The following is a 25,486-nucleotide window of genomic DNA, read 5'->3' on the forward strand; positions in this document are numbered from 1 at the left end:
CTCAGAGGACTTTGCGATCTTCACGGGCCATCTTTTCCAGCTTCTGGCGAATGCGCTGGCGCTTGAGCGGGGACAAGTAATCCACAAACAGCTTGCCGACCAGATGATCCATCTCATGCTGGATGCAAATGGCGAGCAGATCGTCGGCTTCCAGCTCGAATGGCTTGCCGTTGCGATCCAGGGCGCGGATTTTGATCTGTTCAGCGCGAGGCACCAGAGCACGGCTGCCGGGCACGGAGAGGCAACCCTCTTCAATGCCGGTGCTGCCGCACTGCTCGATGACCTCCGGATTGATCAATACCAGAGGATCTTCACGGTTTTCAGAGACATCGATCACTATGATGCGCTGGTGAATGTCGACCTGAGTCGCGGCCAGGCCAATGCCTTCCTCCGCGTACATGGTTTCGAACATATCATCTACAATCTGTTGTAACTCGGGTGTAAAGGTCTCGACAGGGGCTGCAACGGTGCGCAGGCGCTCATCGGGAAAACGCAATACATCTAGAATGGCCATAGTTTTTTCTTTAGTTTCGTATAAATGCAGTCAATATTGGCGTAATTCTAGTCATTTACGCCGACAAAAAACAGCAACACTTTGCGTACAGAGGTAACAGGGAGTGTTATGTATCTGAAGCAAACCATCCTCGCCTGCCTGCTGGTGACCGTGAGTCAGGCAGCATTGGCCGATCAGCTCAGGCTGAAAGCGGGTTACCCCGAAAGTTATGTAGTGCAAAAAGGCGACACCCTGTGGGATATCTCCGGCAAGTATCTTTCCGAACCCTGGCTCTGGCCCCGTCTCTGGAACATCAATCCGCAGATTGCCAATCCTCACTGGATCTACCCCGGTGATGTACTGCATCTGAGCTGGGTCAATGGTGAACCCCGGCTCGGCAAGGCGATGCAGGGGGGCAAGCAAGTTATCCATCTCGGCCCGAAAACCCGTTACGAGAACAAAGCCAACCCCATTCCGACCCTGCCTATCAGCGAGATAGGCCCCTTCCTGCAAACTGACCATATTCTGGCAGACAGCCAGCAGCAGAAAACCTTGCCCTATCTGCTGGGGTCGGATCAGAAGCATATCGGCATGCTGGAGGGGGACACCCTCTATGTGCAGGGCTCCCTGACGCCGGGGCAGGTTTATGGCATTTATCACCCCGGAGTGGTCTACAAGGATCGCGAAACCGGTGAACTGCTGGGCCAGGAGGCGATCTTTGCCGGTGTGGTGCGGGCCGTGGCGCGTCTTGATGGCGATCGGACTGAGGTGACTCTGACTCATAACCAGCGCGAAGTGCTGCAGGGCGACAAGGTGATGCCGCTGCCGGCTCAGGAAAACATGCCCGCCGTCTTCACACCGAAAGCGGCACCTGCCATCACGCCGGGCTATATCATCGATTTGCCGAACAAGACCCGGGGCGGTGGCAAGTTTGATGTGGTGCTGATCAACCGGGGTGGCCGCGATCAACTGGTCGCCGGGGATGTACTGGATGTCAGACGGCCCGGTGCTGCTCTGGTAACCAAGAATGGCGATGTACAGTACAAGGAGCTCTCGTCGGTTTTTAACCGGGTGTTTTACAGCAGCAACAAGAAGGCACCATTGCCCTCTGAAGCGATTGCCCGTGTCATGTTGTTCAAGGTGTATGACAAGCTGAGTTACGGTCTCATCATGCAGAGTAACGACATGGTGAGTGCGGGCTATCAGGTCACTCACTTCTGACGTGAACTACCCCGACGCGCGTCTGGCGCTCTGGCTAACTCTCGATGCGGTCACCGGTATTGGTCCGGTGACCGCTGCACGTCTGTTGGAACGGGCTGGGGGAAGTATTGAGGCCCTGTTTCAGAGCGATGAAGCGCAACTGCATGGTATGGGGTTGTCGTCAGAGCAGATCAAACAACTGCGCTGGCCCTCGCCGGTGGTTGAGCAGAGCCTGGCTTGGGCCGCTTTGCCTGACAATCACCTTATTCCGCAAGATCACCCGATTTATCCACCCTTGTTGCGGGAAATTCCTGCGGCACCCCTGTTGCTCTACTGTCGTGGCGATCTTGCTGCGCTGTCGCTACCCCAGCTGGCAATGGTGGGGACACGCCATCCTACCTATGCAGGCAAAGATAATGCGTCCCGCCTCTGTAGCGAGCTGGTTGGATGCGGGTTAGCCATCACTTCGGGCCTTGCTCTTGGTATCGATGGTGTTTGCCATCAGCAGGCGCTGGCTTGTGACGGTATCACCCTTGCCGTGTTGGGGTCCGGGCTGGATTGCCTCTACCCCAAACGCCATCAGGGGCTGGCAGGCCAGATTCTGGAGAAAGGTGGCTTGCTTATCTCCGAGCTGGCGCCGGATAAAGGACCGCTGGCTGAACATTTTCCTCGTCGCAACCGTATTATCAGTGGTCTGTCGCTGGGAACTCTGGTGGTGGAGGCGACCGAGCAGAGCGGTTCGCTGATCACCGCTCGCTATGCGCTTGAACAGGGGCGCGAAGTGTTTGCAGTGCCCGGCGCTCCGCAAAACGCCCAGGCGATAGGGTGCAACAGATTAATTCAGCAGGGGGCCAAACTTGTGCTGAGTGCGGCCGATATAGTGGAAGAGCTGCCAGAGTGGGTCGCACGGCCAGATCCGTCGGTCATACCATCTGAGCAACCGCATAATAGCGAATTGCCTTATGCCGATTTGTTGGATAACGTAGATTATGAGACCACGAGCGTGGATACCGTTGCCGAGCGGGCCCAGCTTCCTGTCGAAGTGGTATTGGGCAGGTTGGTAGAGCTGGAGCTGGCCGGTGCAGTGATGGCGGTAGCCGGTGGATACGTCAGAGCGAGGAGGGCGAATCATGTTTGATGTATTGATGTACCTTTTCGAGACCTACATCCACAGCGATGCAGATGTGATGGTCGAGCAGGATGAGCTCACCGACGAGTTGAGCCGGGCCGGTTTCGATAAAGAAGAGATCGACAAGGCGCTCGACTGGCTGGAGCGGCTGGCCAATCTGCACGATAGCGAGCGGGAGGTCTATGTCACCGCCAGCGCGCAAGGCTCGATGCGTATCTATGCTCCGCAAGAGCTGGCACGCCTCAGTACCGAGTGCCGCGGCTTCCTGCTCTTTCTGGAACAGGCCCAGGTGCTGAATGCCGAAACCCGCGAGATCTGTATCGAGCGCCTGCTCGAGCTGGACAAGCCGGATATCGAGCTGGATGACCTGAAGTGGGTCGTCATGATGGTGCTGTTCAACGTACCGGGCAGTGAAAATGCCTACCAGCAGATGGAAGAGCTGGTGTTTGATGAGTCAGACGGCGTCATTCACTGACAGTCTGGTGCCGCGCTGGTAGAATTCAGGCCATCTGGATTTCAAGGCGCGGCCCATGTCAAAAATCGATCATCACCTCTTTTCAGCCCACGAACATGCCTTCGAGCGCGAGCCGTGCCCGCAGTGCGGGGCCGAGCTGGTGATCCGCCAGGGCAAACATGGCCCCTTTCTCGGCTGTTCTGCCTATCCTGCCTGTGATTACATTCGCTCCCTGACGCCATCCGGCCGCGACATCGAAAAGGTGCTCGAAGGCTCTGCCTGTCCCGATTGCGGAAAGCCGCTGGCGATCAAGAAGGGGCGTTATGGTCTGTTTGTCGGTTGTACCCAGTATCCGGCCTGTCAGCACATCGAATCCCTGCAGGAGAGTGACGATACCCAGATCCTCTGCCCCGAGTGCGGCAAGGGTCATCTGGTGAGCCGGACCTCCCGCTACGGCAAGCAGTTTTACTCCTGTGATGGCTATCCACACTGCAAATATGTGGTGAACGACAAGCCGATCCCCATGCCTTGTCCCGCGTGTGGTTGGGGCATCATGGTAGAGAAAAAAGTGAGGGGAACTCTGCGTTGGGTCTGTCCGCAAAAGAAATGCGGCCACCAAAGTGAGCAGGTATAATCCCGCAGCCGCAACCGGATTGAAACGTTTTCGGTGAACTTCAACCCCCCACTTGGAGTAAGGAAATTCCCACCATGAATAAACCCTTTGTTGCCGTATTGATGGGCTCTGATTCTGATTTCCCCGTGATGCAGACTACCCTCGAGGTGCTCAAGTCATTTGATATCGCTGTGGAAGTCAAAGTCACCTCCGCGCACCGCACGCCGGCTGCGACCCATCAGTATGTGACCGATGCCGAGGCCCGTGGCTGCAAGGTCTTTATCTGTGCTGCCGGTCTGGCGGCGCATCTGGCGGGTGCCGTAGCCGGCATCACGACTCGTCCCGTGATCGGGGTGCCCATCGACGGTGGTCCGCTCAAGGGGCTGGATGCGCTGCTCTCCACCGTGCAGATGCCGGGTGGTGTACCGGTAGCGACCGTGGCGATCGGCAAAGCCGGTGCCAAGAACGCAGGTTATCTGGCAGCCCAGATGCTGGCAGTAGCCGATGATGAACTGGCGGCCAAGGTTCGGGCCGAACGCCAGAAGAATGCCGAAGAGGTGATGGCCAAGGATGCCGCCCTGCAGGCTCAACTCAAGTAAGTGAATAGGTGGCGATCCGGATGTGTCGTATTTTTCCTGTGCAACAGCAACACGTCACTTTGCCATGGTCGCCGCCATACGGATTCAACTTGCTACTAAGTGACGAGGCGGCAGCCAGGCTGCCGCATTTTTCCTATGCCAAATGAATTTGAACAGGCAGTTGCCGCCCTCCAGCAGGAAGGGGTGATTGCCTATGCGACTGAGGCCGTGTTTGGTCTGGGTTGTGATCCCGACTCCGAAGTGGCGGTGCAGCGACTGCTGGCCATCAAACAGCGTCCGGTTGAGAAGGGGTTGATCCTGATTGCTGCCGACGTAGAGCAATTGCAGGATTACATCGATCTGAGCCAACTTAGCGGTGAACAACTGGCTCGGGTTGAAGCAAGCTGGCCCGGCCCCTTTACCTGGATCATGCCTGCCCGTGCAACGACGCCGGCCTGGCTGACCGGGCAGTTCGAGACCCTGGCGGTGCGCGTGACGGCTCATCCTCAGGTGCAGGCGTTGTGCCGTGCCTTTGGCAAGCCGCTGGTCTCTACCAGCGCCAACCTGACCGGTGAGGAGCCTGCCCGTCGGGTGGCCGATATTGGTGAGCGGCTGGCAAGCAAGTTGGCCTATATCCTGCCCGGTGAAGTGGGTGGTCAAGCTAACCCCTCCGAGATCAAGGACGCCCGAACCGGCGCCATTATTCGCCCCTCCTGAGCAGGCGGATACGTCATGATTTGCTATCAATCTGCTGAGTGGTGAGCTCACCGGATTGATTTAACTATAAAAATGGACAGGGCGTTCACGATCCTGCCTGACTGGAGACAAGATGAGCAAACCGGATGTGGCCCAGGTCAAGGCCTTCCTGTTGCAGTTGCAGGACGAGATCTGCCGTGGTCTGGAGCAGGCCGATGGCAGTGGACACTTTGTGGAAGATGCATGGAGCCGTGAAGGCGGTGGCGGTGGTCGCACCCGTGTGCTGCGCCACGGCGCGGTGATCGAGCAGGGGGGCGTCAACTTCTCCCATGTCTATGGCGATACCATGCCTGCCTCTGCTACAGCCCATCGGCCAGAGTTGGCCGGTCGCAAGTTCGAGGCGATGGGCGTGTCGCTGGTGATCCATCCGCACAACCCCTATGTGCCGACCAGCCACGCCAACGTCCGTTTCTTCATCGCCGAGAAGGAAGGCGAAGAGCCCATTTGGTGGTTTGGCGGTGGTTTCGATTTGACGCCCTTCTATCCGTTTGCCGAGGATGTGCAGCACTGGCATCAGGTCTCCCGTGATCTCTGCCAGCCCTTTGGTGATGAGATCTACCCCGAGTTCAAATCCTGGTGCGATCGCTACTTCTTCCTCAAGCACCGCAACGAGACGCGAGGGGTGGGCGGTCTCTTCTTCGACGATCTGAATCGCTGGCCTTTTGCCGACTGCTTTGCCTTTATGCAGGCGGTAGGTCGGGGTTATCTCGATGCCTACCTGCCGATCATCGAGCGACGCAAGGCTCTGCCCTATGGCGAGCGGGAGCGGGAGTTCCAGCTCTATCGTCGCGGTCGTTATGTGGAGTTCAATCTGGTGTATGACCGTGGCACCCTGTTCGGGCTGCAGACCGGCGGACGTACCGAGTCGATCCTGATGTCGATGCCACCGCTGGCACGTTGGGAGTATGACTGGCAGCCGGAGGCGGGCACTCCTGAAGCCTTGCTCTACACCGACTATCTCACGCCGCGAGAGTGGCTGTGACCCGAGGGGCCTTGATGGCCCCTTTTTGCTGGCCGATATTCGGCTTGTTCCCGAGTGCGAAAACCCGTTAAATCGGAATATTGCCCTCTGATGGAACTCTTTGATGGATCGTTATCTGGTTTTTGGCCACCCGGTGCGCCACAGCAAGTCCCCCTTTATTCACACCCTGTTTGCCAGACAAACCCAGCAAGAGCTGGAGTATGGGCTGGCTGAACCCGCCGTCGACGAGTTTGCCCAAACTCTGCGTGCTTTCTTTGCCCAAGGGGGCAAGGGGTGCAATGTCACCGTTCCCTTCAAGGAGCAAGCATTCACTTTGGTCGATCGCTTGAGCCCGAGGGCCAAGCGGGCGGGTGCGGTCAATACCATCAAGCTGACCGATGATGGCGTGTTGCTGGGGGATAATACCGATGGCGCTGGATTGGTCGCCGATCTCAAGTCCCATGGTGTGACGCTGGCGGATAGTCGGATCCTGCTGCTGGGTGCCGGTGGCGCGGCTCGTGGTGCATTGGCGCCGCTGCTGGCTGAGTTGCCGAGCGAGCTGGTGATCGCCAACCGCACCCACACAAAAGCGCAACAGTTGGCTGCCGAATTCTGCGATCTGGGGTCTGTGACTGCCCAGACCTATGAGCAGTTGGCAGGGCCATTCGATCTCGTCATCAACTCTACCTCCGCCAGCCTGCAAGGGGAGCTGCCGCCGTTGACTCCCGCCCTGATCCACACTGATATTGCCATCTACGACATGATGTATGGCGCCTCGGATACGGCCTTTATCAGTTGGGCCAAACAGCATGGGGCCCGTCAAACCATGGATGGACTTGGCATGCTGGTGGAACAGGCCGCCGAAGCGTTTACCGTGTGGCGCGGAATTCGTCCCGGGACTAAACAGGTATTGAGAGAGTTGAAGCGTAACTTGGGGGTGATATGAACCAGGGTATTCTGTTTCCCGATCTGATGGAGTGGCAGGCTGACGAACAGCGGGTGCGTTTTCCTGCCCAGCAGATGGGGGCGCTGATAGATTGTTACATCAGCCAGCGGCGGCTGGAGAGAATGACAGGTCTGGCGCTGACGAGAGAGGATGACATCGTCAGAGCCTTCGAAAGTGTACGTTTTGATATTGAAGACATGGCTGAAAAACTCATTGAAGAACAAGAGTTTGCTGAAGATGGCGCTATCTATCTCTGATTTTTCAAAGTTTTTTTGTTTTGTAGCGGAACTACTTTGAAATGGCGCTGACTAACTAGATAGTTGAGGAAGTGCTAGCTAGTCACCTTTATAACTCCCCGGTATTCGTACTGGGGATTTTTTTATCTGCATGAAAGTAAAAGGTTTTTTCTTAATCCGCAAGTTGTGAAACTAAATTACATAAATTACTTTCACTTTCTGCTGCTTTGCTGTACAGTTGTCTGCGTAGGGTACAGAGGTAAGATGTTCTATCTTTCAGACCTTTTATTTCACGTAATTGAATGTGGCTGAATAGCTGCCCCGATGAGGTTCTCGTCGGGGTGTTTTTTTATGCGCATCATTTAGAGTAAATGCTTTAAATTGGCGATGCATTTGATAGAATGAGGCTGCTTCTTGAGGAATACCTGTCGTCTGGTACTCAAGATTCAGCTTCTTCCCAATTTTTTGAACTTATTATTTCAGGCTGGATGGCATCACTGTCGTCCGGCCTCATTTTTATCCCTTTCGGTTAGAACTTGTAATTAAATTTCATTTTTGTCTCTTTTTGTAATTCTTGTTCGTTTTGAAAGAACGAATTTGAAAACGCTATCAACGCCTACTTAAGTTAATTATTTTTGTGAATTAACTGCCTATCTATATGAACTGTAAGCGGTAATGGATATAGCAGGGGAGGCGAATGCGGGGTGTTTGTCGTGAGGCAGGTGAAAGCGGCAATCTGAAACCCTTTCAATCAGCGGAGGAGTGCTCCGCCAATTGCAAGGAGAGCGAGGAGTAGATTACTCCTCGGCAGGTTGCTGTTCGTCAGCGTCCAGCAGGTCGGTATCGTCACCACTGACGTACCATTCGGTCAGGGTTTGCGCCAGCTTCTCCACACCGATATTGGTGAGGGAGGAGAACGCTTCGACCTGGATCTGGGAACCGAGGTTGGCAACGGCCTGGCGCACCTTGATCACCTGGTTGTTGCGCGGGCCGGGGCTCAGTTTGTCAGCCTTGGTCAGCAGCAGCATGACGGGCAACTGACGATGCGAGCTCCACTCCAGCATGTTCATGTCGGTATCTTTGAGCGGGTGGCGGATGTCCATCAGGATCACCAGACCTTTCAATGACTCACGGCGCTGCAGATACTCTGCCAGTGACTTTTGCCACTTGAGCTTCATTTCCAGCGGAACTTGCGCATAACCATAACCCGGCAAGTCGACCAGACGCTTGCCCGGTTCCAGCTCAAACAGGTTGATCAGCTGGGTACGACCGGGTGTCTTACTGGTGCGCGCCAGGTTCTTGTGTTTGGTTAAGGTATTCAATGCAGATGACTTACCGGCGTTGGAACGGCCGGCAAACGCGATCTCGACACCCCCATCATTTGGCAGGTGACGGATGTCGGGTGCGCTGGTCACAAAATGCACCTTATTGAAATTCAGAGTTTGTGTATCCAACGTAAATTCCCCATGGAGATAGAGGGTTATAGAGTTACTTTTTTGTAAAATGGTGTAAAATAGCGTCGCTTAAACGCGTTTATTTTAACATGCCTTCAGCGGCATGGGATCTGGAAGCCTAATAACGAAAAGTTGGAACGCCATGAAGAACCTAGTCATTACTCTTGCTCTGATGGTTGGCGTAACGGGGATGGCACAAGCCAAGGGCGATGCCGCTGCGGGACAGACCAAGGCTGCCGTTTGTGCGGCTTGTCATGGACCGGACGGAAACAGCCTGGTTGATATGTACCCCAAAATTGCTGGTCAGCACGCATCATATATCAAAAAACAGTTAGTTGAACTGAAGGCTGCCGCTTCTGGTCAAATTGGCCGGGTTGCGCCAGTGATGGGGCCGATGGCGTTACCTTTGTCGGAACAGGACATGGATGACCTGGCGGCTTATTTCTCCAGCCTGAAGGTTACCCCTATCGCTGTCCCTGACGACGTGGTCGAAGCGGGCAAGGCACTCTATATGGGTGGTGACATGAGTCGCGGTCTGGCAGCTTGTACGGCTTGCCATGGTCCCCGTGGCTCTGGTGTCGAACAGGCGAAGTATCCCAACCTGTCCGGCCAGCATCCTGCCTATATCAAGGCTCAGCTCACCGCATTCCGTGCCGGGACGCGTGACAACGATCCGAATGGCATGATGCGGGACGTTGCCAAGAAACTGACTGATCAGGATATCGAAGCCCTCTCCAAATATGTGGCGGGTCTGCACTGATATAGTCGATACGGTCGATTTTAGTTGAAACGGGGAGCCTGGGCTCCCCGTTATTTTTATGGCTTTCAGATAATTCTCGGTTTAATCCCCCCGTTCTGTAAGAGATCTCCCATTCTCAAGGCAGGCCAAGGCTCATAAAATTGCATAAAATATTAAATAATCATTATTTATCAATGAATTATATAAGTATTGATATTTTTCGACATGTTGAGAATGTTTTGAGTGGATTGAGCCGCTTTATAGAGTTGGTACAGTAGGCTTAATGGATTCACCCACGGATTGGGTGGCGGTTTCACGAAAGGGGGTTGTGAGCAGAGGATGGCTGGCGTGGCGGGATGCCATGGGCTCGGATGAGCTGGCAAAGGATTGAAGGATCAGGATGGTGACCATCTCCGGAGCGGGATGGGGTTGCGGGATGCAGACTCCCCGGCACGATGGCAGGATGCGGTCGAGACGGGTCAAACAAGCACACGCACATTCAGGAACGACCAATATAAGGTCAGGATGACTACACAACGATATGATGCGGCGACAAGTTGTCATGGAGAGGACGAAACAGACTGTTTTGCCATTCAGGATGGCGCACGCATGAACATATCAAGGCAGCTTCGGCTGCCTTTTTTCTTTTGGGTCATTAACCCGATTAGCCATTCTGTGTCAAAATACCAGCAACATGCCCAGAGGATACCGATCCTGCGGTGTTCAGTGGCCTGATTGGGCCTGATTGGTGCGGGATCCTGCTCTTGTTCCAGCCTTACTGTTCCTCGCATCGTATCCCACCGGGTGAGATCATCCCGGGTACGGGTCAAACCAGTTATTTTCGGAGTTAGCCATTCATGTCTGCCAAACAACCCACTCGCAAGCCTACTGGCAAGCGCAAAGAATCTGATGTCAGTGCTCAGGAAGGCCGTGAGCGTAAACGGGCTGCCAAGCGAAAGGGCCTGAAGGCTGGTTCTCGTCAGCAAGTTGAACAGCCGAAGAACAAGTCTGGCAACAGCCAGTCTAAAGATCCGCGTATCGGTTCCCGCAAGCCGGTAGTTCTGGTGGTGGATGACAAACAGAAGAAGCCGGCAGCACCCAAGGCGGTGAAAGAGAAGAAGCTGGTGATGACCCCCGAGCAGGAGCTGGCTTCTATCGAAAACGATGACCGCTTGAATGATCTGCTGGATCGTCTGGATGCCGGTGAAACCCTGGAAGCGGCCGAGCAGGCCTGGGTTGATCAGCGCGTCGACCGTTATCAGGAGCTGATGGATGAGCTGGGCATCATCGACAATGACGATGATGAAGATGACGATCTGCCGTTTGATGATGGCGATGATGCCGAGTTCGACGAGCAGAAACCGGCCTCCGAAGAGGAGTTGTGGGATCGTTTCAACCAGGTCGATTTCAAGCCGGAACCCAAGCCTGAGCCGAAGAAAAAGTGATGAGTGGATGGATGCTGGCCGCCCTGTTGGGCGGCCTGATTTTGTCAGGGTTGGCCATCTATGCAGGCATGCTGCTGGCCAGACTGAGACGACAGCAAGCGATGCAGTGGCAGACGATTACCGCTCGCAATGAACGAATTCTGGAGAGCGTGCGGGTCATTGCTCATGCGGTGCAGGAGGGGCAGTGCGATTACTCCGAAGGCGCCATTCGGCTGACCAATCTGCTGGATGCGTTGCAGGTCAAGGGGGGGCGGGCGTTTGTTGCCGAGTTCCCGGGTCTGTACGGGTTGTATGAGAAGGTGAAAGATATGCCGACTCATGAGGCCAGACGTGCCCTCAAGCGCAATGAAGTGATGAAGATGGATCTCGAACGCAGCGGCTACGAGGCCGAGCTGGAGGCCCAGATCCTCAAGGATGTGGCCCAGCTGAAGGATTTTCAGTTAGGTCGGTGAGCCAACAATAACAACAAGAGAGGAAGCGAGCGTGCAAGCAGAACAGATTGTGTGGGATCAGGCCCTGATCGAAAAATATAACTACAGTGGCCCGCGATACACCTCTTATCCCACTGCGCTGGAGTTCAACGAGAGCTTCGGCTATCCGGATTTTGTCCGCGCTGCCGGCCAGTATCCCGAGCGCAATCTGTCGCTCTACGTGCATATCCCTTTCTGTCACAAACTCTGCTACTACTGCGGCTGCAACAAGGTCATTACCCGTCATCAGCACAAGGCTGACGAGTATCTCGACCACCTGGAGCAGGAGATCAAGGCGCAAGCCCCGCTCTTCAAGCACCGTATGGTCACCCAGCTGCACTGGGGGGGCGGAACACCCACCTATCTGGATGAAGCGCAAACGCGCCGTCTGATGGCCATGCTGCGTGAGCACTTCCATTTCGCCGAAGAGGGGGAATTCAGCATCGAGGTCGATCCGCGCGAGATTGCCATTACCATGCTGGATGTGCTGCGAGACGTCGGCTTCAACCGCATCAGCCTTGGGGTGCAGGACTTCAACAAGGATGTACAGGTCGCGGTCAACCGCGAGCAGGACAACGACTTTATTAAAGCCATGTTGGAACGAGCCCGTGAACTTGGCTTCCGCTCGACCAACCTCGACCTTATCTATGGCCTGCCGCATCAGGATCGTGCCAGCTTCCACCATACGTTGGAAGAGGTGCTCAAGACGGATCCGGCGCGCCTCTCCATCTTCAACTATGCCCATCTGCCGAGCCGCTTTGCCGCCCAGCGCAAGTTGAAAGAGGTGGATATGCCTGCGCCGCAGGAGAAACTGGCCATGCTGCAGGACACCATCGCCTTCCTCACCGGTCAGGGTTACCAGTTCATCGGCATGGACCATTTTGCCAAACCCGATGACGAACTGGCGGTCGCGCAGCGCGAGGGCAAGCTGCACCGCAACTTCCAGGGCTATACCACTCAAGGTGATTGCGATCTGCTGGGGCTGGGGGTTTCCTCCATCAGCATGATCGGTGATGCCTATTCCCAGAACCAGAAAGAGCTCAAGGCCTATTACGCACAGGTTGCAGAGCTGGGTCATGCCCAGTGGAAAGGCTGTTCGCTCAATCAGGATGATCTGATCCGCCGTGAGGTGATCAAGCGGCTCATCTGTGATTTCCGTCTGAACTTTGCTGCTGTCGAACAGGCGCACGGGCTCAATTTCAGAGAGTATTTTGCCGACGATCTCAAGCTGCTGCAGACCTTCATCAACGATGGATTGGTGCGTATGACGGAGGATGGCCTGGAGGTCTCCTCCACCGGGCAGCTGCTGATCCGCAATATCTGCATGTGTTTCGACGTGTACCTGCGCAACAAGGCACGCCAGCAGCAGTTCTCTCGCGTGATATAAGCTTGTTTGCCGATTAGAAAACAGAAAAGGGCGCCATCGTGGCACCCTTTTCATATGTATTTTTGCTTAGGCAGCGGGTCGCGAAGGTTCTGGTAAGAAGTCTCTGCGCTGAGGCAAGCAATTGGGAATCAAGCAATGGTTGCGGTGAAACGCAGATAAAAAGATGGGGGCGACTTGCGTCGCCCCCGGTAGTCGTATCGCTCAGATCCTTGAACGAAGTTGCTCCCTGCAATCCCTGACTGTTTACCTCTTCCTTTAGGTTTCCCCTTCCCAATCCTTTGGGGTGTCCTTTAGCCATCTTGGCCTGACGAGTCATCCTGTCCCGTCGCACTTTCTCCGTCCCGGGAGGTGTCCTTTACCACATCCTGTGGTGAGTCCATTTGCCCAACCCTGGCAGCCAGTCTTCCTGACCGACTTCATTGCGTCCGTGCATGAGTAACTATAAGGATTTTCTAACCGGCTACAACGCCAGATTGGAAAACGTTTTTGTTATTAGCTATTTCGAAAGTGGTGAGTTTCGATTTATTCATTTATAAACAGCAAGTTAAGTTACTCATATTCATGTTTTAAGATCTTATCTTCCGATTATCTCGGGGATCTTTTCGGCTGTTAGCTTACATATGGAATGGCAGATCTCTTACAGCGCGTTTTGGTTGCTTCAGAAACAGATGTTGCAGTCTGATGATGGTCATTAGGGGTGAGTTGGCGAGGCACACAAAGAGCGGCTGAATGGAGAAATTATGAGCGCTGATTGAGTCGCTCATAGATGGTCTGGCGCTCCTCAGGAGTCAGCGAGGAGAAGTAGTGGGTAAAGAGGCGCAGCAACAGGGACTTGTTCATGCCATCTTGCTGGGTCAGATTACCCAGCTCGTCGATGGCCACTGTGCTCATGGAGAAGGTAGCCTTTTTGTAGCTGGGCTTCAGGTGCTCGCCACTCTCGATAAAGGCCAGCGCCGACAACGCCTCGTCACGATGCAGGCCCAGTTCAAGGCTGACCACCTTGGGTTTGCCCTTGGCGTAGAACTCCGCATCTTCGATAAATTCGTCGACGGTGAACTTCTTCTGGTGATGCAACTGGTGCTTTTTCTTCAGATCGGCCAGACCCATCTCACACCCCCACTTGCAGGAACTCTTTGGCGATGGCCCGGATCTCTTCGGCGGATTTGCCATCCGGCTCGATCTCCATCACCGACAGTCCCTTCTCTTCGCTGTCGTCATAGACGTTGCGGCCATAGGTGATGGCGTTCAGGACGTCGACACCGAACGAGGAGCAAACCTCTTTCGCTTCCAGAATGCGTTTTACCTGATTGGGCAGGGCGGGGCACTGGGTCAGCACTACTGCTGCATTGAGGGTCGGGTTGACCATCTTGCAGGTGGTGATGAGATCTTCCATGTGGGGCAGGGTCTTGAGGTCGCGGCGTTTCGGGCGCAAGGGGATAAGGGCGTGGGTGGCGACAGCCATGGTGGAGCGCAGCGCCCGGTTGTCTTGCCCGCCGCAATCGACGATGACGTAGTCGTAGCGGTTTTTCAGGCTGAGCAGGTCGTTGCGAATATTGCCATAGAGCTGCACGCAGTTGATTTGTGGTAGCTCCGGGTTGTCGTTGCGTTCCTGAATCCAGTCAGAGGTGGTGCGCTGCGGGTCGCAGTCGACCAGTAACACCTCCCCCTGAAATTGGGATCTGAGGTAGACCGCCAGATTTTGTGCCAGGCAGCTCTTGCCACTCCCCCCCTTCTCTCCACCGACCAACAAGATCATGACGTTCCCCTATCCATGAGAAAACCGCTGATTTCAGTATAGGAGGGGCCTGTCTCATCACAAGGCGAGAGGAGTGATGCTCCTCTCGTTGTTTCGACTAGTAATGAACGCTGCCTCCCTGCCAGCGGCAGACATAGTCAGGCACCAGCATCTGGGGGGCCTTGTCGACATGGCATACCACCATGGGCATGGCAGGGGCTCCTTCAGCCTGGCTGAGGGTGGGGAGCGCAGAGAGCAGCAAAGTCGCGAGCAAGAGCATGGGTTTCATTTTCATAACAACTCCTTGGTAGTGCCATTCCTGTGTGATCTGGATCACTTTCTGAGTTAAGTCGAGGTTGGCGCCAGCGCAAGGTGAGACGAATAAATTCAATTAATGAAAAAAGTATCAAAAGGCGTTGTGGTGACCGACGAGGATGGCTGCCCACCTTGATGCGGACTTTGTGCATATTAAGTTGAACTGCACAAAGAGGTGATGACTTATAAGGCCGAGCCTGATGGGGTTGGCATCAATGCCATGATCTGGAACAAGAAAAGATTTATGCAGTGAATGTGGTAGATGTGAGTATTTATTTCTCCCGCGTTCCTCCCGTCACGGCGATGTATTCAATACCTAGGGAGTAATATTCAAATTCTATTTTTAAAGTTATTTACAGTAATGATTTTTAACGGTTTTTGTTATTTGCATTTAATCACTCCAGTGAAGTGGCATGAATAAAAAATGAATCAATCTGAAATATAGCAGGGTGGTTTTGCATGGTTATTCGGTGTGCTTTGTGTGGAAAATGCGCAATTTGCTACCGGGGTCATAGATTGGATGGTGAATATATTCAGTTCTGAGTGAATGTGATCAATGTCTAAGTTTGTCGTGATTCGCAGGGCTAACCTCGGTCTCGAAAGGCAAGGGCAGGATAGAACACAAGCCGATTACCCTACATAAAGAATATCCCGCCTTAGCCACGAGCATGAATAGAAGGAATCTATTCAATCACTCGCAGGGACCACTGCTAGACGGAATATAATCATGAGCAAATTTTATGTAGGTTCTGAAGTTGGCCAATTGCGCCGTGTCATGTTGCACCGCCCCAACCTCAGTCTGAAGCGTCTGACTCCTTCCAACTGCCAGGATCTGCTGTTCGATGACGTCCTGTCAGTTGAACGCGCCGGTCAGGAGCACGACAAATTCGCTCAGGTACTGCGCGATCAGAATGTCGAAGTTTTCCTGCTGACCAATCTGCTGGCGGAAACCCTGGATGTGCCGGAAGCCAAAACCTGGCTGCTGCAACATCAGGTCTCCGACTATCGCCTCGGCTCTTCTTTTGCCAACGACGTGCGCTGCTTCCTGGCTGACATGCCGCACCGCGAACTGGCCCGCATTCTCTCCGGCGGCCTGACTTACTCCGAGATGCCCTACAGCGGCGTCAACATGGTAGTGGGCATGCACGCTCCGACCGATTTCATCATCGAGCCGCTGCCCAACCACCTCTTCACTCGTGACACCTCCTGCTGGGTTTACGGTGGCGTCTCCATCAACCCGATGGCCAAGCCGGCTCGTCGCCGCGAGACCAACCATGTGAAGGCTATCTACCGCTGGCACCCGATGTTTGCCGGTCAGGACTTCATCAAGTACTTCGGTGACGAGGAGCGCGACTACGACAACTCCACCATCGAGGGTGGCGACGTACTGGTTATCGGCCGCGGCGCCGTGCTGATCGGCATGTCCGAGCGCACCACCCCGCAAGGTGTCGAGCACCTGGCTCGCAGCCTGTTCAAACATGGTCAGGCCAAACAGGTCATCGCCATGGAGCTGCCGAAACACCGCAGTTGCATGCACCTGGATACCGTCATGACCCACATGGATATCGACACCTTCTCCGTCTATCCGGAAGTGATCCGCAAGGATGTGCAGTGCTGGAGCCTGACTCCGGGCGGCGCCACCGGCATGAACATCAAGGAAGAGGGTTACTTCGTCACCGCTATCGAGAAAGCGCTGGGCGTGGATCAGCTGAAGATTATCACCACTGGTGGTGACAGCTTCGAAGCCGAACGCGAGCAGTGGAACGACGCCAACAACGTACTGACCGTACGTCCCGGCGTGGTGGTGGGTTACGAGCGCAATACCTACACCAATGAGAAATACGACAAGGCCGGTATCACAGTTCTCTCCATCCCGGGTGATGAACTGGGCCGTGGCCGCGGCGGTGCCCGCTGCATGAGCTGCCCGATGGAACGCGACAGCATCTGATGAGACGGCGTGGCGCTGGCAGAAGCTGGCGCCACACAGAACCAAACTCGAGATTAACCACTATGAAAAAACCAACTGTCGTCGTCGCTCTGGGTGGCAATGCACTGCTCCGTCGTGGTGAGCCACTGGAAGCGGATATCCAGCGCAAGAACATTGCAACTGCCGCCAAGACCATCGCCCTGATCGCTCAGGAGTACAACGTGGTGCTGGTGCATGGCAACGGCCCGCAAGTCGGCCTGCTGGCCCTGCAGAACAGCGCCTACACCAAGGTATCCCCCTATCCGCTGGATGTGCTGGGTGCCGAGTCCCAGGGCATGATCGGCTACATGCTGATCCAGGAACTGAAAAACCTGATGCCGAGCCGCAACGTCACCGCGCTGCTGACTCAGGTGCAGGTCGATCCCAAGGATCCGGCATTCGCCAACCCGACCAAATTTATCGGCCCTGTTTACGAAGAGGCTGAAGCCCGCACTCTGGCAGAAGAGAAGCACTGGGTGGTCAAGGCTGACGGCAAGTTCTTCCGCCGCGTAGTGCCGTCCCCGCTGCCCCAGCGCATCGTCGAAGGCGACGCCATCGAAACCCTGATTGCCCAGGGCCACCTCATCATCTGTACCGGTGGTGGCGGCATCCCTGTGACTTGGGATGGCCAGAGCCTGACCGGTATCGAAGCCGTCATCGACAAGGACATGTCTGCCGCCTATCTGGCCAAGCAGATCAAGGCCGACGCCCTGCTGATCCTGACCGACGCCGATGCCGTCTATCTGGATTGGGGCAAACCGACCCAGCGTCCGCTGCGAGTCACCAGCCCGGACGAGCTGGCCGGGGTCAAGTTCGACGCAGGTTCCATGGGGCCGAAAGTCGAAGCCTCCTGTGAATTTGTCAAAGCGACCGGCGGCATGGTTGGCATCGGCTCGCTGGAAGATGGTCTTGCCATCCTCAAGGGGGAAGCCGGCACCAATATCGTCGCCACCCGCACCGTACATGCGTAATTACCGATATCTGTACTGAGAATGCGTAGTCAACACTACTGCCCGAACTGGTCTGAAACATATATAGAGAGAACTCATCATGGCTTTTAATCTGCGTAACCGTAACTTCCTGAAACTGCTGGACTTCACCCCGCGCGAAATCCAATACATGATCGACCTGGCCATCGACCTTAAGAAAGCCAAATACGGTGGCTACGAGCGCAAGCATCTGGTCGGCAAGAACATCGCCCTGATTTTCGAGAAGACCTCCACCCGTACCCGTTGTGCGTTTGAAGTGGCGGCCTTCGACCAGGGTGCGCAAGTCTCCTACCTTGGCCCAAGCGGTTCCCAAATCGGTCACAAGGAGTCCATGAAGGACACCGCTCGTGTACTGGGTCGCATGTATGACGGTATCGAATACCGCGGCTACGGTCAGGAGATCGTGGAAGAGCTGGGCGCCTTCGCCGGTGTTCCGGTCTGGAACGGCCTGACCAACGAATTCCACCCGACCCAGATCTTGGCCGACTTCATGACCATGCTGGAGCACGGCAAGGGCAAGCGTCTGGATCAAATCAAGTTCGCCTACCTGGGTGATGCCCGCAACAACATGGGTAACTCCCTGATGGTCGGCGCCGCCAAAATGGGCATGGACATCCGTCTGGTCGCGCCGAAAGCCTTCTGGCCGGAAGAGGAGCTGGTTGCCAAGTGCCGCCTGATCGCCGAAGAGACCGGCGCACGCATCACCCTGACCGAAGATGTGAAAGAGGGTGTGCTGGGTGCTGACTTCCTCTACACCGACGTCTGGGTATCCATGGGTGAAGCGAAAGAAGCCTGGGATCAGCGCGTCAAACTGATGACTCCATATCAGGTCAACATGGATGTCATCAATGCCACCAAGAATCCTGATGTGAAGTTCATGCACTGCCTGCCGGCGTTCCACAACGACGAGACCACCATGGGCAAGGAAGTGGCTGACAAATATGGCATGAAAGGCCTGGAAGTGACCGAGGACGTGTTCGAATCCGAGCACAGCATCGTGTTCGACGAGGCCGAAAACCGGATGCACACCATCAAGGCAGTGATGGTTGCTACGCTGGGCGACTAAGGTCGCAGTAGTGGTGCCGGGGGGCGACCCCCGGCTTTTCGACCATGTGACAGCGGCATAATACCTCTAACCCTACAACCCGCAGCCTGCATGGATACCACACCCACAGAAGGAAGCTGGACCATGACCAAATTCAAGTTCCCGTCAGCCTACACGATACTGTTTGTGCTGATCGCCCTGGTGGCCGCCCTGAGCTGGATAGTGCCGGCCGGCAAATATGAGATGACCATGAACGAAGCCCTCGGCAAAGAAGTGCCGGTGGCGGGTACCTACAAACTGGTGGAGGGGAATCCCCAGGGGATCGTCGATGTGCTGCTGGCACCTATCGATGGCCTCTACAACCACGACACCTATGAGGCAGGCGCCATCGACGTCTCCCTCTTTATCCTGATCATCGGTGGTTTTCTTGGCATTGTGACCAAGACCGGTGCCATCGATGCCGGTATTGAACGTGTGACCGACCGCCTGCGCGGCCGGGAAGAGTGGATGATCCCGATCCTGATGGCGCTGTTCGCCGCAGGCGGCACCATCTACGGGATGGCCGAAGAGTCACTGCCTTTCTACACCCTGCTGGTGCCGGTGATGATGGCCGCCCGCTTCGACCCTGTGGTGGCTGCAGCAACCGTATTGCTAGGTGCCGGTATCGGTACTCTCGGTTCCACCATCAACCCGTTTGCCACCGTTATTGCGGCCAACGCGGCCGGTATCTCCTTCACCGACGGTATCTGGCTGCGCGTTGCCATGCTGGTCGCCGGTTGGTTGCTCTGCGTTGCTTACGTCATGCGTTACGCCAAGATGGTGCGCAGCGATCCGAGCAAATCCCTGGTGGCTGACAAGTGGGAAGAGAACCGTGCCCACTTCCTTGGCAACAAGAGCGACCAGATGCTGGAGTTCACCCTGACCCGTAAAATCGTACTGGGTATCTTCGTCGCCGCCTTTGCCGTGATGATCTACGGTGTGGCCGTGCTGGGCTGGTGGATGGCACAGATCTCCGGTGTGTTCCTGGCTGCCGCCATCATCGTTGGTCTCATCTCCCGCATGAGCGAGGAGGAGCTGACCTCCAACTTTATCGATGGTGCCCGCGACCTGCTGGGTGTGGCGCTGATCATCGGTATCGCCCGCGGTATCGTGGTAGTGATGGATAACGGCATGATCACTCACACCATTTTGCACAGTGCAGAAGGGATCGTGACCGGCCTCTCTACCATCGTCTTTATCAACGTGATGTTCGTGCTGGAAGTGGTGCTCTCCTTCCTGGTGCCGTCCTCCTCCGGTCTGGCCGTACTGACCATGCCGATCATGGCGCCTCTGGCCGACTTCGCCAACGTGGGCCGCGATCTGGTGGTGACTGCTTACCAGTCTGCCTCCGGTCTGGTGAACCTGGTGACCCCGACCTCCGCCGTGGTCATGGGCGGTCTGGCCATCGCCAAGGTGCCTTATGTGCGCTGGTTGAAGTGGGTGGCTCCGCTGCTCGGTATCCTGACCGTGCTGATCGTGGTCTGCCTGAGCCTGGGGGCCGTGCTCTCCTGAGGGATAACAAGCAAGATGAAACGGGAGCCTGCGGGCTCCCGTTTTTTATGGGCGCAAGAAGTGATGGACACAAAATAGCAAGCAACAAAAAGGCGACCCGCGGGTCGCCTCGATGTATTTGGGGAGAGAGCTTAGCGGGCCTGCGCCAGTGTGCGCACCACGGCAGCATGGGCCTGACGGGTACGGCTGATATGGCGCGGCGCGACCAGTACTACATCGTTGCCCGCGACGGCGCCCATGATCTCGGGATTGGCGTTGCGATCCAGCAGGCGGGCCACCACGGTGGCGGCCCCCGGAGTGGTGTGGATCAGCACCATCTGCTGGTTGTGTACCACTTCACGCACCATGTCGTGGATCGAGCGGGTGCTGCCGGCGGGTTCCAGCTGCTCGTCGACCAGGGTGTAGACCTTCTTGCCGTTGGCATTCTGCGCCTTGGCAACGCCGAGACGGCGCAGCAGGCGGGAGATGGTGGACTGGCTGATGTCGGCAAAGCCGCGCTCCGACAGCTCGCGACGGATCTCTTCCTGGGTGCTGTAGCAGTGCTGACCGATGATCTGGCGACAGGCATCCAGCTGGGCCAGATCGGGCTCTTGGGCAACGGGACGACTGAGGGTTTTGACCACGGCGAATTCCTTTGATGATGACCGGAGGTAAACGCGCGATATCTGCCATAGCAGTCAGTTATCAGGCAAAAACACTGATAATCTATCTATATGCAGGGAATGAGCGGGCATTACCATCTTGCGATGGCAAATTATAGCTGACTGGAAATTTGGTGATGTGACAGGGTTCAAAAATGGGCCCCGCGAGGCCCAATCAGATATCAGTAACGCTCGCTGACGATGTCCTGAGTGAAGGACTTCTCGCAATATTTGCACTTCATCCGTACCACGCCTTTCACTTCGCGCACCCGGAAGTAGCTGTCAACCGGCTCGTTGTGGGAGATGCAGTTGGAGTTGGGGCAGTGGAACACCCCGGCGATGAACTCCGGCAGCTCCAGCTGGTGCTTCTTCACCACATTGAAGTCTTCGATGATGTTGACGGTCGCTTTCGGGGCGAACAGCGCCAGCTGGTTGGCCTGCTGTTCGGTCAGACGGGTGTTCTCAATCTTGATGAGATCCTTCTTGCCCAGCGCACCGGATTTCAGGTTGAAGCCAACGGTGATCCGCTCCTGGGTTTCGACCAGCTGGAACAGCTTGAGGATCTTGATACCCTGGCCAGCGGGGATGTGATCGATGACGGAGCCGTGACGGATGGCTTCGACTTGCAGTTGGTTCTTGTCAGACATGATATTCCCCTAAGCTCAGACAGTTTCGTTCAGTACCAGTGCCAGCAGCGCCTGGCGTGCATAGACTCCGTTCTCCGCCTGCTGGAAGTAGCAAGCGTGGGGAGTCTTGTCGACCGCTACATCGATCTCGTCGACGCGGGGCAGGGGATGCAGGATCTTCATGGTGGGCTTGGCCCCTTCCAGAGTCGCCAGCTCCAGAATGAACTTGGCAGCCATGTGCTTGTATTCAGTCTCGTCGAAGCGCTCTTTCTGGACGCGGGTCATGTAGAGGATGTCCAGCTCCGGCATCACCTCTTCCATGGTCTGGTGGACGCTGAACTGGATGCCCTTCTCTTCCAGCTCTTCGCAGATGTAGTCCGGCATCGCCAGCGCTTCCGGGGAGATGAAGAAGAAGCGGCAGTTGAACAGGCTGAGGGCCTGGGCCAGTGAGTGCACGGTGCGGCCATATTTCAGGTCACCGACGAAGGCGACGTTGAGGTTGTCCAGACGGCCCTGGGTCTCATGGATGGTGAACAGGTCGAGCAGGGTCTGGCTCGGATGCTGGTTGGAGCCGTCGCCGCCGTTGATGACCGGCACGCGGGAGAACTCGGAGGCCAGACGGGCCGCCCCCTCTTTCGGATGGCGCATCACCACCGCATCCGAGTAGGAACCGATGATCTTGATGGAGTCAGCCAGCGTCTCGCCCTTCTTGGCGCTGGTGTTGCCACCGTCGGCGAAGCCGATGATGTTGCCGCCAAGGCGCTGTACCGCGGTCTCGAACGAGAGGCGGGTGCGGGTGGAGGCTTCGAAGAAGCAGCTGGCAACCAGCTTGTCTTTCAACAGGCTGGTGTCAGGTTCAGCCTTCAACCGTTGTGCGGTTGAGACTACCAGTTCCATTTCTGACCGGGTCAGGTCCGAAATGGAGATGACATGTTTCTTGTAGAGTGGATTGGTCATCGTCTGCATTCCCTTTGACATCATTGGAGGTTTTTCGGGCACAAAAAAAAGCCCCTGAAACAGGGGCTTTTTTTAAAAATAACTGGGGATCGTTGGGGTGGGAACCGGAAACAACGGGGCCGCTCTGGTGCGCACCACCCGTCTGCAAGGTTGTTTTCTGAATCAAAAACTGCATCGTTTCGTCCCGACCTTTTTCAAAACCGGACAGATTATAGGGCCGCTTTTTTAATTGTCAAAATTTTATTTCCGATGCCAATTTCAGTATGAAAAACGTTTAAGTGGCGGGAATGTGACGACAAATCCACACTCTGTGCGTTTCTTGCAGCGATTCCCCATCGTGGGCCATGGCGCGCAAATAACCGAGTCTGTGGTGCCCTTCCAGCAGGCAGTAGGGGCGGGGCAGGGGATGACCGTTCGGGTAGCTGGAACCCTCTTCCGGCACCAGCACGATGACAGGTTCGGGCCAGGTGCCTTCGCTCAGCATCTTCTCGCCGAGCCAGGAGCGGCGGACATACCGGTTGCTGCGCAGCATCTCGCCCCAGCGCTCGATCACCTCCATATGGCGGGAGTCTATCTGCTCGATAATTTGCGCGGTGGACCAGCTTTCACAGGTGAACTGATGGTTGGCGAGATCGATAAAGCTCCAGTTGGACTCAAAACCGCGCCAATGGCGGTAAATCCACTGGGAGAGCACACTTTCAGGAATAAAGGGCACCAGCGGCGCGACCCGTTCAAGATAGGCGGGCAGGGACTCTGTCTTGCGTTCATCCCTGAAGTTGAGGGGCGCCAGTTGTTGGAGCAGTCGGTAATTGAGCATAAGTGGCCTCCCGGTACCTGATTTCACCCTACCCCCATTTATGTCCCATTCCTACCCCGGCAGGGCTGCAAATACAGCAAGTTATCCCGCTTCGCTGCACAAACAACCGCGACTTGTTCGGGATTTGTGCAATCGCATTAAAAGTGTGAAAAAAGCCTTTACCTTTGAAACCCGCTTTGTATACTACGCCTCGTTTGTTGCAGGGGCGTAGTTCCAATTGGTAGAACAGCGGTCTCCAAAACCGATGGTTGCGGGTTCGAGTCCTGCCGCCCCTGCCATTTTCAGAAAGGCCAGCTCATTGAGCTGGCCTTTCGCATTTCCGGCGTTCGCCAATTTATCCCTCTCTCTTTTCTTCTTGCCGTTAGCAGTCCGGTGACTGTGGCCACATTGATCTCTATGTCTGCCGCAAGAGCGTTCAATGTGCAGCAACCCGCTGTTTCAGAACGGTGACCAGCCGCTGGTGGCGGGCGGGGAGCGGCCACTCGGCGCGGTAGATCAGCCAGAGGGTGTCGATCACTTCAATGCTGCTCTGGATCACCCGGATCTTCTCCTGCTGGGCAAAGGCGGTGACGGCGAAGCGGGGCAGCACCGTAAAGCCGAGGCCACGGGCGACCGGCTCCAGGATCAGGCCGATCTGGTTGGTAAAGCCGCGCAGGGGGATCTCGTCAACGCGCTGGCCGGGGTAGCGTCGTCCCAACAGGCGTTGTGCCATGCTGCGGCCATCCGGGTGGTCGATAAAGCCGAGCTGACAGAGGTGCTGCCAGCTCGGCTCCTCGCCATCGTTGGGCACCACCAGACAGAGGGGTTCGCGGGCGAAGGGCTCGGCGGCAATGCTGGGGTGTTCCGGCGGTTGATCCACCAGTCCCAGATCGCTGCGCCCTGCCAGCACGGCCTGCACTATGTCGGGGGTGGGGGCGAAGCGGTGCTGGATGGTGAGTCCGGGGTGCTCCTGTTGCTGGTCGAGCAGCAGGGGATAGAGCAGCAGACCAATGCTGCCTGGGGTGGACAGGGTGATGGCGCCGTGGTGAGGGTCGTCGTCAGATAGACGGGCTCGCAGCTGTTCGGCGGCCTGCGCCTGCTGGCGGGCGAAGTCGAGCAGCACCAGCCCGCGCGGGGTGAGCTCCAACTGACGAGGCTTGCGCAGCAGCAGGGGGCCGAATTCGGCCTCGAGGCGCGAGATATGCTGACTGACGGCGGCCTGGGTGAGATCCAGCCGTTCGGCGGCGCGGGTAAAACTGCCGGTTTCATGCACCACCACCAGGGTGTGGAGCCAGAGTGGATTAACCATAAATTTAATTTATGCCTTCCATTAGTTTGACCTTATTTTTCATTATGGCGCCTCTTCCTATCATGTCACCTGTTTCCCACACACAATTTCAAGGTGACTTATGACTTACCCGCGCAACTTCTCCCACATCGGCATCACGGTGACTGACCTCGACAAGGCAGTCGAGTTCTATACCAAGGTGATGGGCTGGTATCTCATCATGCCGGCGACCACCATCACCGAGGATGACTCCGCCATCGGCGTGATGTGCAACGACGTGTTTGGCCCGGGCTGGGGCTCCTTCCGCATCGCTCATCTCTCCACCGGCGACAAGATCGGTATCGAGCTGTTCGAGTTCCCCAACAGCGAGCGCCGTGAGAACAACTTCGAATTCTGGAAGACCGGGGTGTTCCACTTCAGCGTGCAGGATCCGGATGTCGAGGGGCTGGCGGCGCGTATCGTCGCGGCGGGCGGCAAGCAGCGGATGCCGGTGCGCGAGTACTACCCGGGCGAGAAACCCTACCGCATGGTTTACATGGAAGATCCCTTCGGCAATATCGTCGAGATCTACAGCCATAGCTATGAGCTGACCTACTCCGCCGGTGCATATCAGGGGTAAGTGACAGGCCGCCTTCGGGCGGCCTGCTGCTTTGTTGTTACAAGAGTCAGTAGCATGGAATAGCGATCTGGTTCACACGAATAGCGCGTTCTGTTGT

General features: G+C 56.0%; 28 protein-coding genes and 1 tRNA gene. 19 read left to right on the top strand and 10 right to left on the bottom strand.

The window, feature by feature from the left end:
• Position 1 precedes the first annotated feature (1 nt).
• A complete protein-coding gene (gene def / locus AB5Y97_RS19235) occupies positions 2-514 on the bottom strand; it encodes a peptide deformylase (protein WP_005357510.1) in 513 nt (170 codons plus the stop codon).
• Between the two features lie 108 nt (positions 515-622).
• Between def and AB5Y97_RS19240 the strand changes: the two genes are divergently transcribed.
• The 9 genes from AB5Y97_RS19240 to AB5Y97_RS19280 all read left to right on the top strand — a co-directional run bounded on the left by AB5Y97_RS19240 (position 623) and on the right by AB5Y97_RS19280 (position 7,387).
• Positions 623-1,714, top strand: a complete 1,092-nt coding sequence (locus AB5Y97_RS19240) for a LysM peptidoglycan-binding domain-containing protein (protein WP_274160748.1) — start codon at positions 623-625, stop codon at positions 1,712-1,714.
• Position 1,715: 1 nt separating this feature from the next.
• Positions 1,716-2,831 carry a DNA-processing protein DprA gene (gene dprA, locus AB5Y97_RS19245; protein ID WP_368158793.1) on the top strand — a complete coding sequence of 372 codons (1,116 nt, stop codon included), beginning with the start codon at positions 1,716-1,718 and terminating at the stop codon, positions 2,829-2,831.
• Entirely contained in the window at positions 2,824-3,297 is a 474-nt protein-coding gene (locus tag AB5Y97_RS19250; protein WP_005339699.1) for a DUF494 family protein, read from the top strand. The genes dprA and AB5Y97_RS19250 overlap by 8 nt, the downstream gene beginning before the upstream one ends.
• Before the next feature lie 55 nt (positions 3,298-3,352).
• On the top strand, positions 3,353-3,910 hold the full coding sequence (locus tag AB5Y97_RS19255) for a type I DNA topoisomerase (protein ID WP_236269049.1): 558 nt from the start codon (positions 3,353-3,355) through the stop codon (positions 3,908-3,910).
• A 74-nt stretch (positions 3,911-3,984) separates the two neighbouring features.
• Positions 3,985-4,488 carry a 5-(carboxyamino)imidazole ribonucleotide mutase gene (purE, locus tag AB5Y97_RS19260; protein ID WP_005339704.1) on the top strand — a complete coding sequence of 168 codons (504 nt, stop codon included), beginning with the start codon at positions 3,985-3,987 and terminating at the stop codon, positions 4,486-4,488.
• A gap of 135 nt (positions 4,489-4,623) precedes the next feature.
• A complete protein-coding gene (locus AB5Y97_RS19265) occupies positions 4,624-5,184 on the top strand; it encodes a Sua5/YciO/YrdC/YwlC family protein (protein ID WP_005356244.1) in 561 nt (186 codons plus the stop codon).
• 112 nt (positions 5,185-5,296) lie between these two features.
• Entirely contained in the window at positions 5,297-6,205 is a 909-nt protein-coding gene (gene hemF / locus AB5Y97_RS19270; protein ID WP_368158796.1) for an oxygen-dependent coproporphyrinogen oxidase, read from the top strand.
• A gap of 103 nt (positions 6,206-6,308) precedes the next feature.
• Positions 6,309-7,130 carry a shikimate dehydrogenase gene (gene aroE / locus AB5Y97_RS19275; RefSeq protein ID WP_335837358.1) on the top strand — a complete coding sequence of 274 codons (822 nt, stop codon included), beginning with the start codon at positions 6,309-6,311 and terminating at the stop codon, positions 7,128-7,130.
• Positions 7,127-7,387, top strand: a complete 261-nt coding sequence (locus AB5Y97_RS19280) for a DUF1488 domain-containing protein (RefSeq protein ID WP_019445781.1) — start codon at positions 7,127-7,129, stop codon at positions 7,385-7,387. The genes aroE and AB5Y97_RS19280 overlap by 4 nt, the downstream gene beginning before the upstream one ends.
• A gap of 776 nt (positions 7,388-8,163) precedes the next feature.
• On the opposite strand, the gene yihA is transcribed toward AB5Y97_RS19280, so the two are convergent.
• The gene (yihA, locus tag AB5Y97_RS19285) at positions 8,164-8,820 is read right to left on the bottom strand and encodes a ribosome biogenesis GTP-binding protein YihA/YsxC (protein WP_026034975.1); all 657 of its coding nucleotides are present in this window, start codon (positions 8,818-8,820) and stop codon (positions 8,164-8,166) included.
• Positions 8,821-8,962: 142 nt separating this feature from the next.
• Here yihA and AB5Y97_RS19290 point away from each other — a divergent pair, with 142 nt between their 5' ends.
• The 4 genes from AB5Y97_RS19290 (at position 8,963) to hemN (ending at position 12,861) form a co-directional block, all read left to right on the top strand.
• Positions 8,963-9,580, top strand: coding sequence for a cytochrome c (locus AB5Y97_RS19290; RefSeq protein WP_005339710.1), 618 nt, complete (start codon positions 8,963-8,965; stop codon positions 9,578-9,580).
• 836 nt (positions 9,581-10,416) lie between these two features.
• Entirely contained in the window at positions 10,417-11,004 is a 588-nt protein-coding gene (yihI, locus tag AB5Y97_RS19295) for a Der GTPase-activating protein YihI (RefSeq protein ID WP_101530323.1), read from the top strand.
• Positions 11,005-11,015: 11 nt separating this feature from the next.
• A complete protein-coding gene (locus AB5Y97_RS19300; protein WP_101530322.1) occupies positions 11,016-11,456 on the top strand; it encodes a DUF2489 domain-containing protein in 441 nt (146 codons plus the stop codon).
• 31 nt (positions 11,457-11,487) lie between these two features.
• Complete coding sequence (gene hemN, locus AB5Y97_RS19305; protein WP_101530321.1) at positions 11,488-12,861, top strand: oxygen-independent coproporphyrinogen III oxidase; 1,374 nt, start codon at positions 11,488-11,490, stop codon at positions 12,859-12,861.
• Between the two features lie 738 nt (positions 12,862-13,599).
• Here the strand turns inward: hemN and AB5Y97_RS19310 are convergent.
• The 3 genes from AB5Y97_RS19310 to AB5Y97_RS19320 all read right to left on the bottom strand — a co-directional run bounded on the left by AB5Y97_RS19310 (position 13,600) and on the right by AB5Y97_RS19320 (position 14,891).
• A complete protein-coding gene (locus tag AB5Y97_RS19310; RefSeq protein ID WP_005339715.1) occupies positions 13,600-13,968 on the bottom strand; it encodes a hypothetical protein in 369 nt (122 codons plus the stop codon).
• 1 nt (position 13,969) lies between these two features.
• Entirely contained in the window at positions 13,970-14,617 is a 648-nt protein-coding gene (locus AB5Y97_RS19315) for an AAA family ATPase (protein WP_005339716.1), read from the bottom strand.
• Positions 14,618-14,714: 97 nt separating this feature from the next.
• Positions 14,715-14,891 (bottom strand): hypothetical protein, encoded by a 177-nt coding sequence (locus tag AB5Y97_RS19320; protein ID WP_005339717.1) that lies wholly within the window; start codon positions 14,889-14,891, stop codon positions 14,715-14,717.
• 747 nt (positions 14,892-15,638) lie between these two features.
• On the opposite strand from AB5Y97_RS19320, the gene arcA reads away from it, so the two are divergent.
• The 4 genes from arcA to AB5Y97_RS19340 all read left to right on the top strand — a co-directional run bounded on the left by arcA (position 15,639) and on the right by AB5Y97_RS19340 (position 20,462).
• Positions 15,639-16,859, top strand: a complete 1,221-nt coding sequence (gene arcA / locus AB5Y97_RS19325; RefSeq protein WP_005339718.1) for an arginine deiminase — start codon at positions 15,639-15,641, stop codon at positions 16,857-16,859.
• Positions 16,860-16,921: 62 nt separating this feature from the next.
• Positions 16,922-17,848: a carbamate kinase gene (arcC, locus tag AB5Y97_RS19330; RefSeq protein ID WP_005339719.1), complete on the top strand. Its 927-nt coding sequence runs from the start codon at positions 16,922-16,924 to the stop codon at positions 17,846-17,848.
• 79 nt (positions 17,849-17,927) lie between these two features.
• Positions 17,928-18,932 carry an ornithine carbamoyltransferase gene (gene argF, locus AB5Y97_RS19335; RefSeq protein ID WP_064338955.1) on the top strand — a complete coding sequence of 335 codons (1,005 nt, stop codon included), beginning with the start codon at positions 17,928-17,930 and terminating at the stop codon, positions 18,930-18,932.
• A gap of 123 nt (positions 18,933-19,055) precedes the next feature.
• Complete coding sequence (locus AB5Y97_RS19340; RefSeq protein ID WP_005339725.1) at positions 19,056-20,462, top strand: YfcC family protein; 1,407 nt, start codon at positions 19,056-19,058, stop codon at positions 20,460-20,462.
• A gap of 131 nt (positions 20,463-20,593) precedes the next feature.
• On the opposite strand, the gene AB5Y97_RS19345 is transcribed toward AB5Y97_RS19340, so the two are convergent.
• The 4 genes from AB5Y97_RS19345 to AB5Y97_RS19360 all read right to left on the bottom strand — a co-directional run bounded on the left by AB5Y97_RS19345 (position 20,594) and on the right by AB5Y97_RS19360 (position 23,503).
• On the bottom strand, positions 20,594-21,085 hold the full coding sequence (locus AB5Y97_RS19345) for an arginine repressor (protein WP_005339728.1): 492 nt from the start codon (positions 21,083-21,085) through the stop codon (positions 20,594-20,596).
• A 200-nt stretch (positions 21,086-21,285) separates the two neighbouring features.
• Positions 21,286-21,750, bottom strand: coding sequence for an aspartate carbamoyltransferase regulatory subunit (gene pyrI / locus AB5Y97_RS19350; protein ID WP_005339730.1), 465 nt, complete (start codon positions 21,748-21,750; stop codon positions 21,286-21,288).
• Positions 21,751-21,765: 15 nt separating this feature from the next.
• Positions 21,766-22,686, bottom strand: a complete 921-nt coding sequence (gene pyrB / locus AB5Y97_RS19355) for an aspartate carbamoyltransferase (protein ID WP_005339735.1) — start codon at positions 22,684-22,686, stop codon at positions 21,766-21,768.
• Positions 22,687-22,960: 274 nt separating this feature from the next.
• The gene (locus tag AB5Y97_RS19360; RefSeq protein ID WP_368158800.1) at positions 22,961-23,503 is read right to left on the bottom strand and encodes a hypothetical protein; all 543 of its coding nucleotides are present in this window, start codon (positions 23,501-23,503) and stop codon (positions 22,961-22,963) included.
• Positions 23,504-23,704: 201 nt separating this feature from the next.
• Between AB5Y97_RS19360 and AB5Y97_RS19365 the strand changes: the two genes are divergently transcribed.
• Positions 23,705-23,781 (top strand) — tRNA-Trp (locus AB5Y97_RS19365).
• A 137-nt stretch (positions 23,782-23,918) separates the two neighbouring features.
• On the opposite strand, the gene AB5Y97_RS19370 is transcribed toward AB5Y97_RS19365, so the two are convergent.
• Positions 23,919-24,791, bottom strand: a complete 873-nt coding sequence (locus AB5Y97_RS19370) for a LysR family transcriptional regulator (RefSeq protein ID WP_111900954.1) — start codon at positions 24,789-24,791, stop codon at positions 23,919-23,921.
• A gap of 100 nt (positions 24,792-24,891) precedes the next feature.
• On the opposite strand from AB5Y97_RS19370, the gene AB5Y97_RS19375 reads away from it, so the two are divergent.
• A complete protein-coding gene (locus tag AB5Y97_RS19375; RefSeq protein WP_005339743.1) occupies positions 24,892-25,389 on the top strand; it encodes a lactoylglutathione lyase family protein in 498 nt (165 codons plus the stop codon).
• The last annotated feature ends 97 nt before the right edge of the window (positions 25,390-25,486 follow it).

The sequence above is a fragment of the Aeromonas sp. R10-2 genome, from assembly GCF_040908445.1.
Classification (GTDB): Bacteria; Pseudomonadota; Gammaproteobacteria; order Enterobacterales; family Aeromonadaceae; genus Aeromonas; species Aeromonas veronii.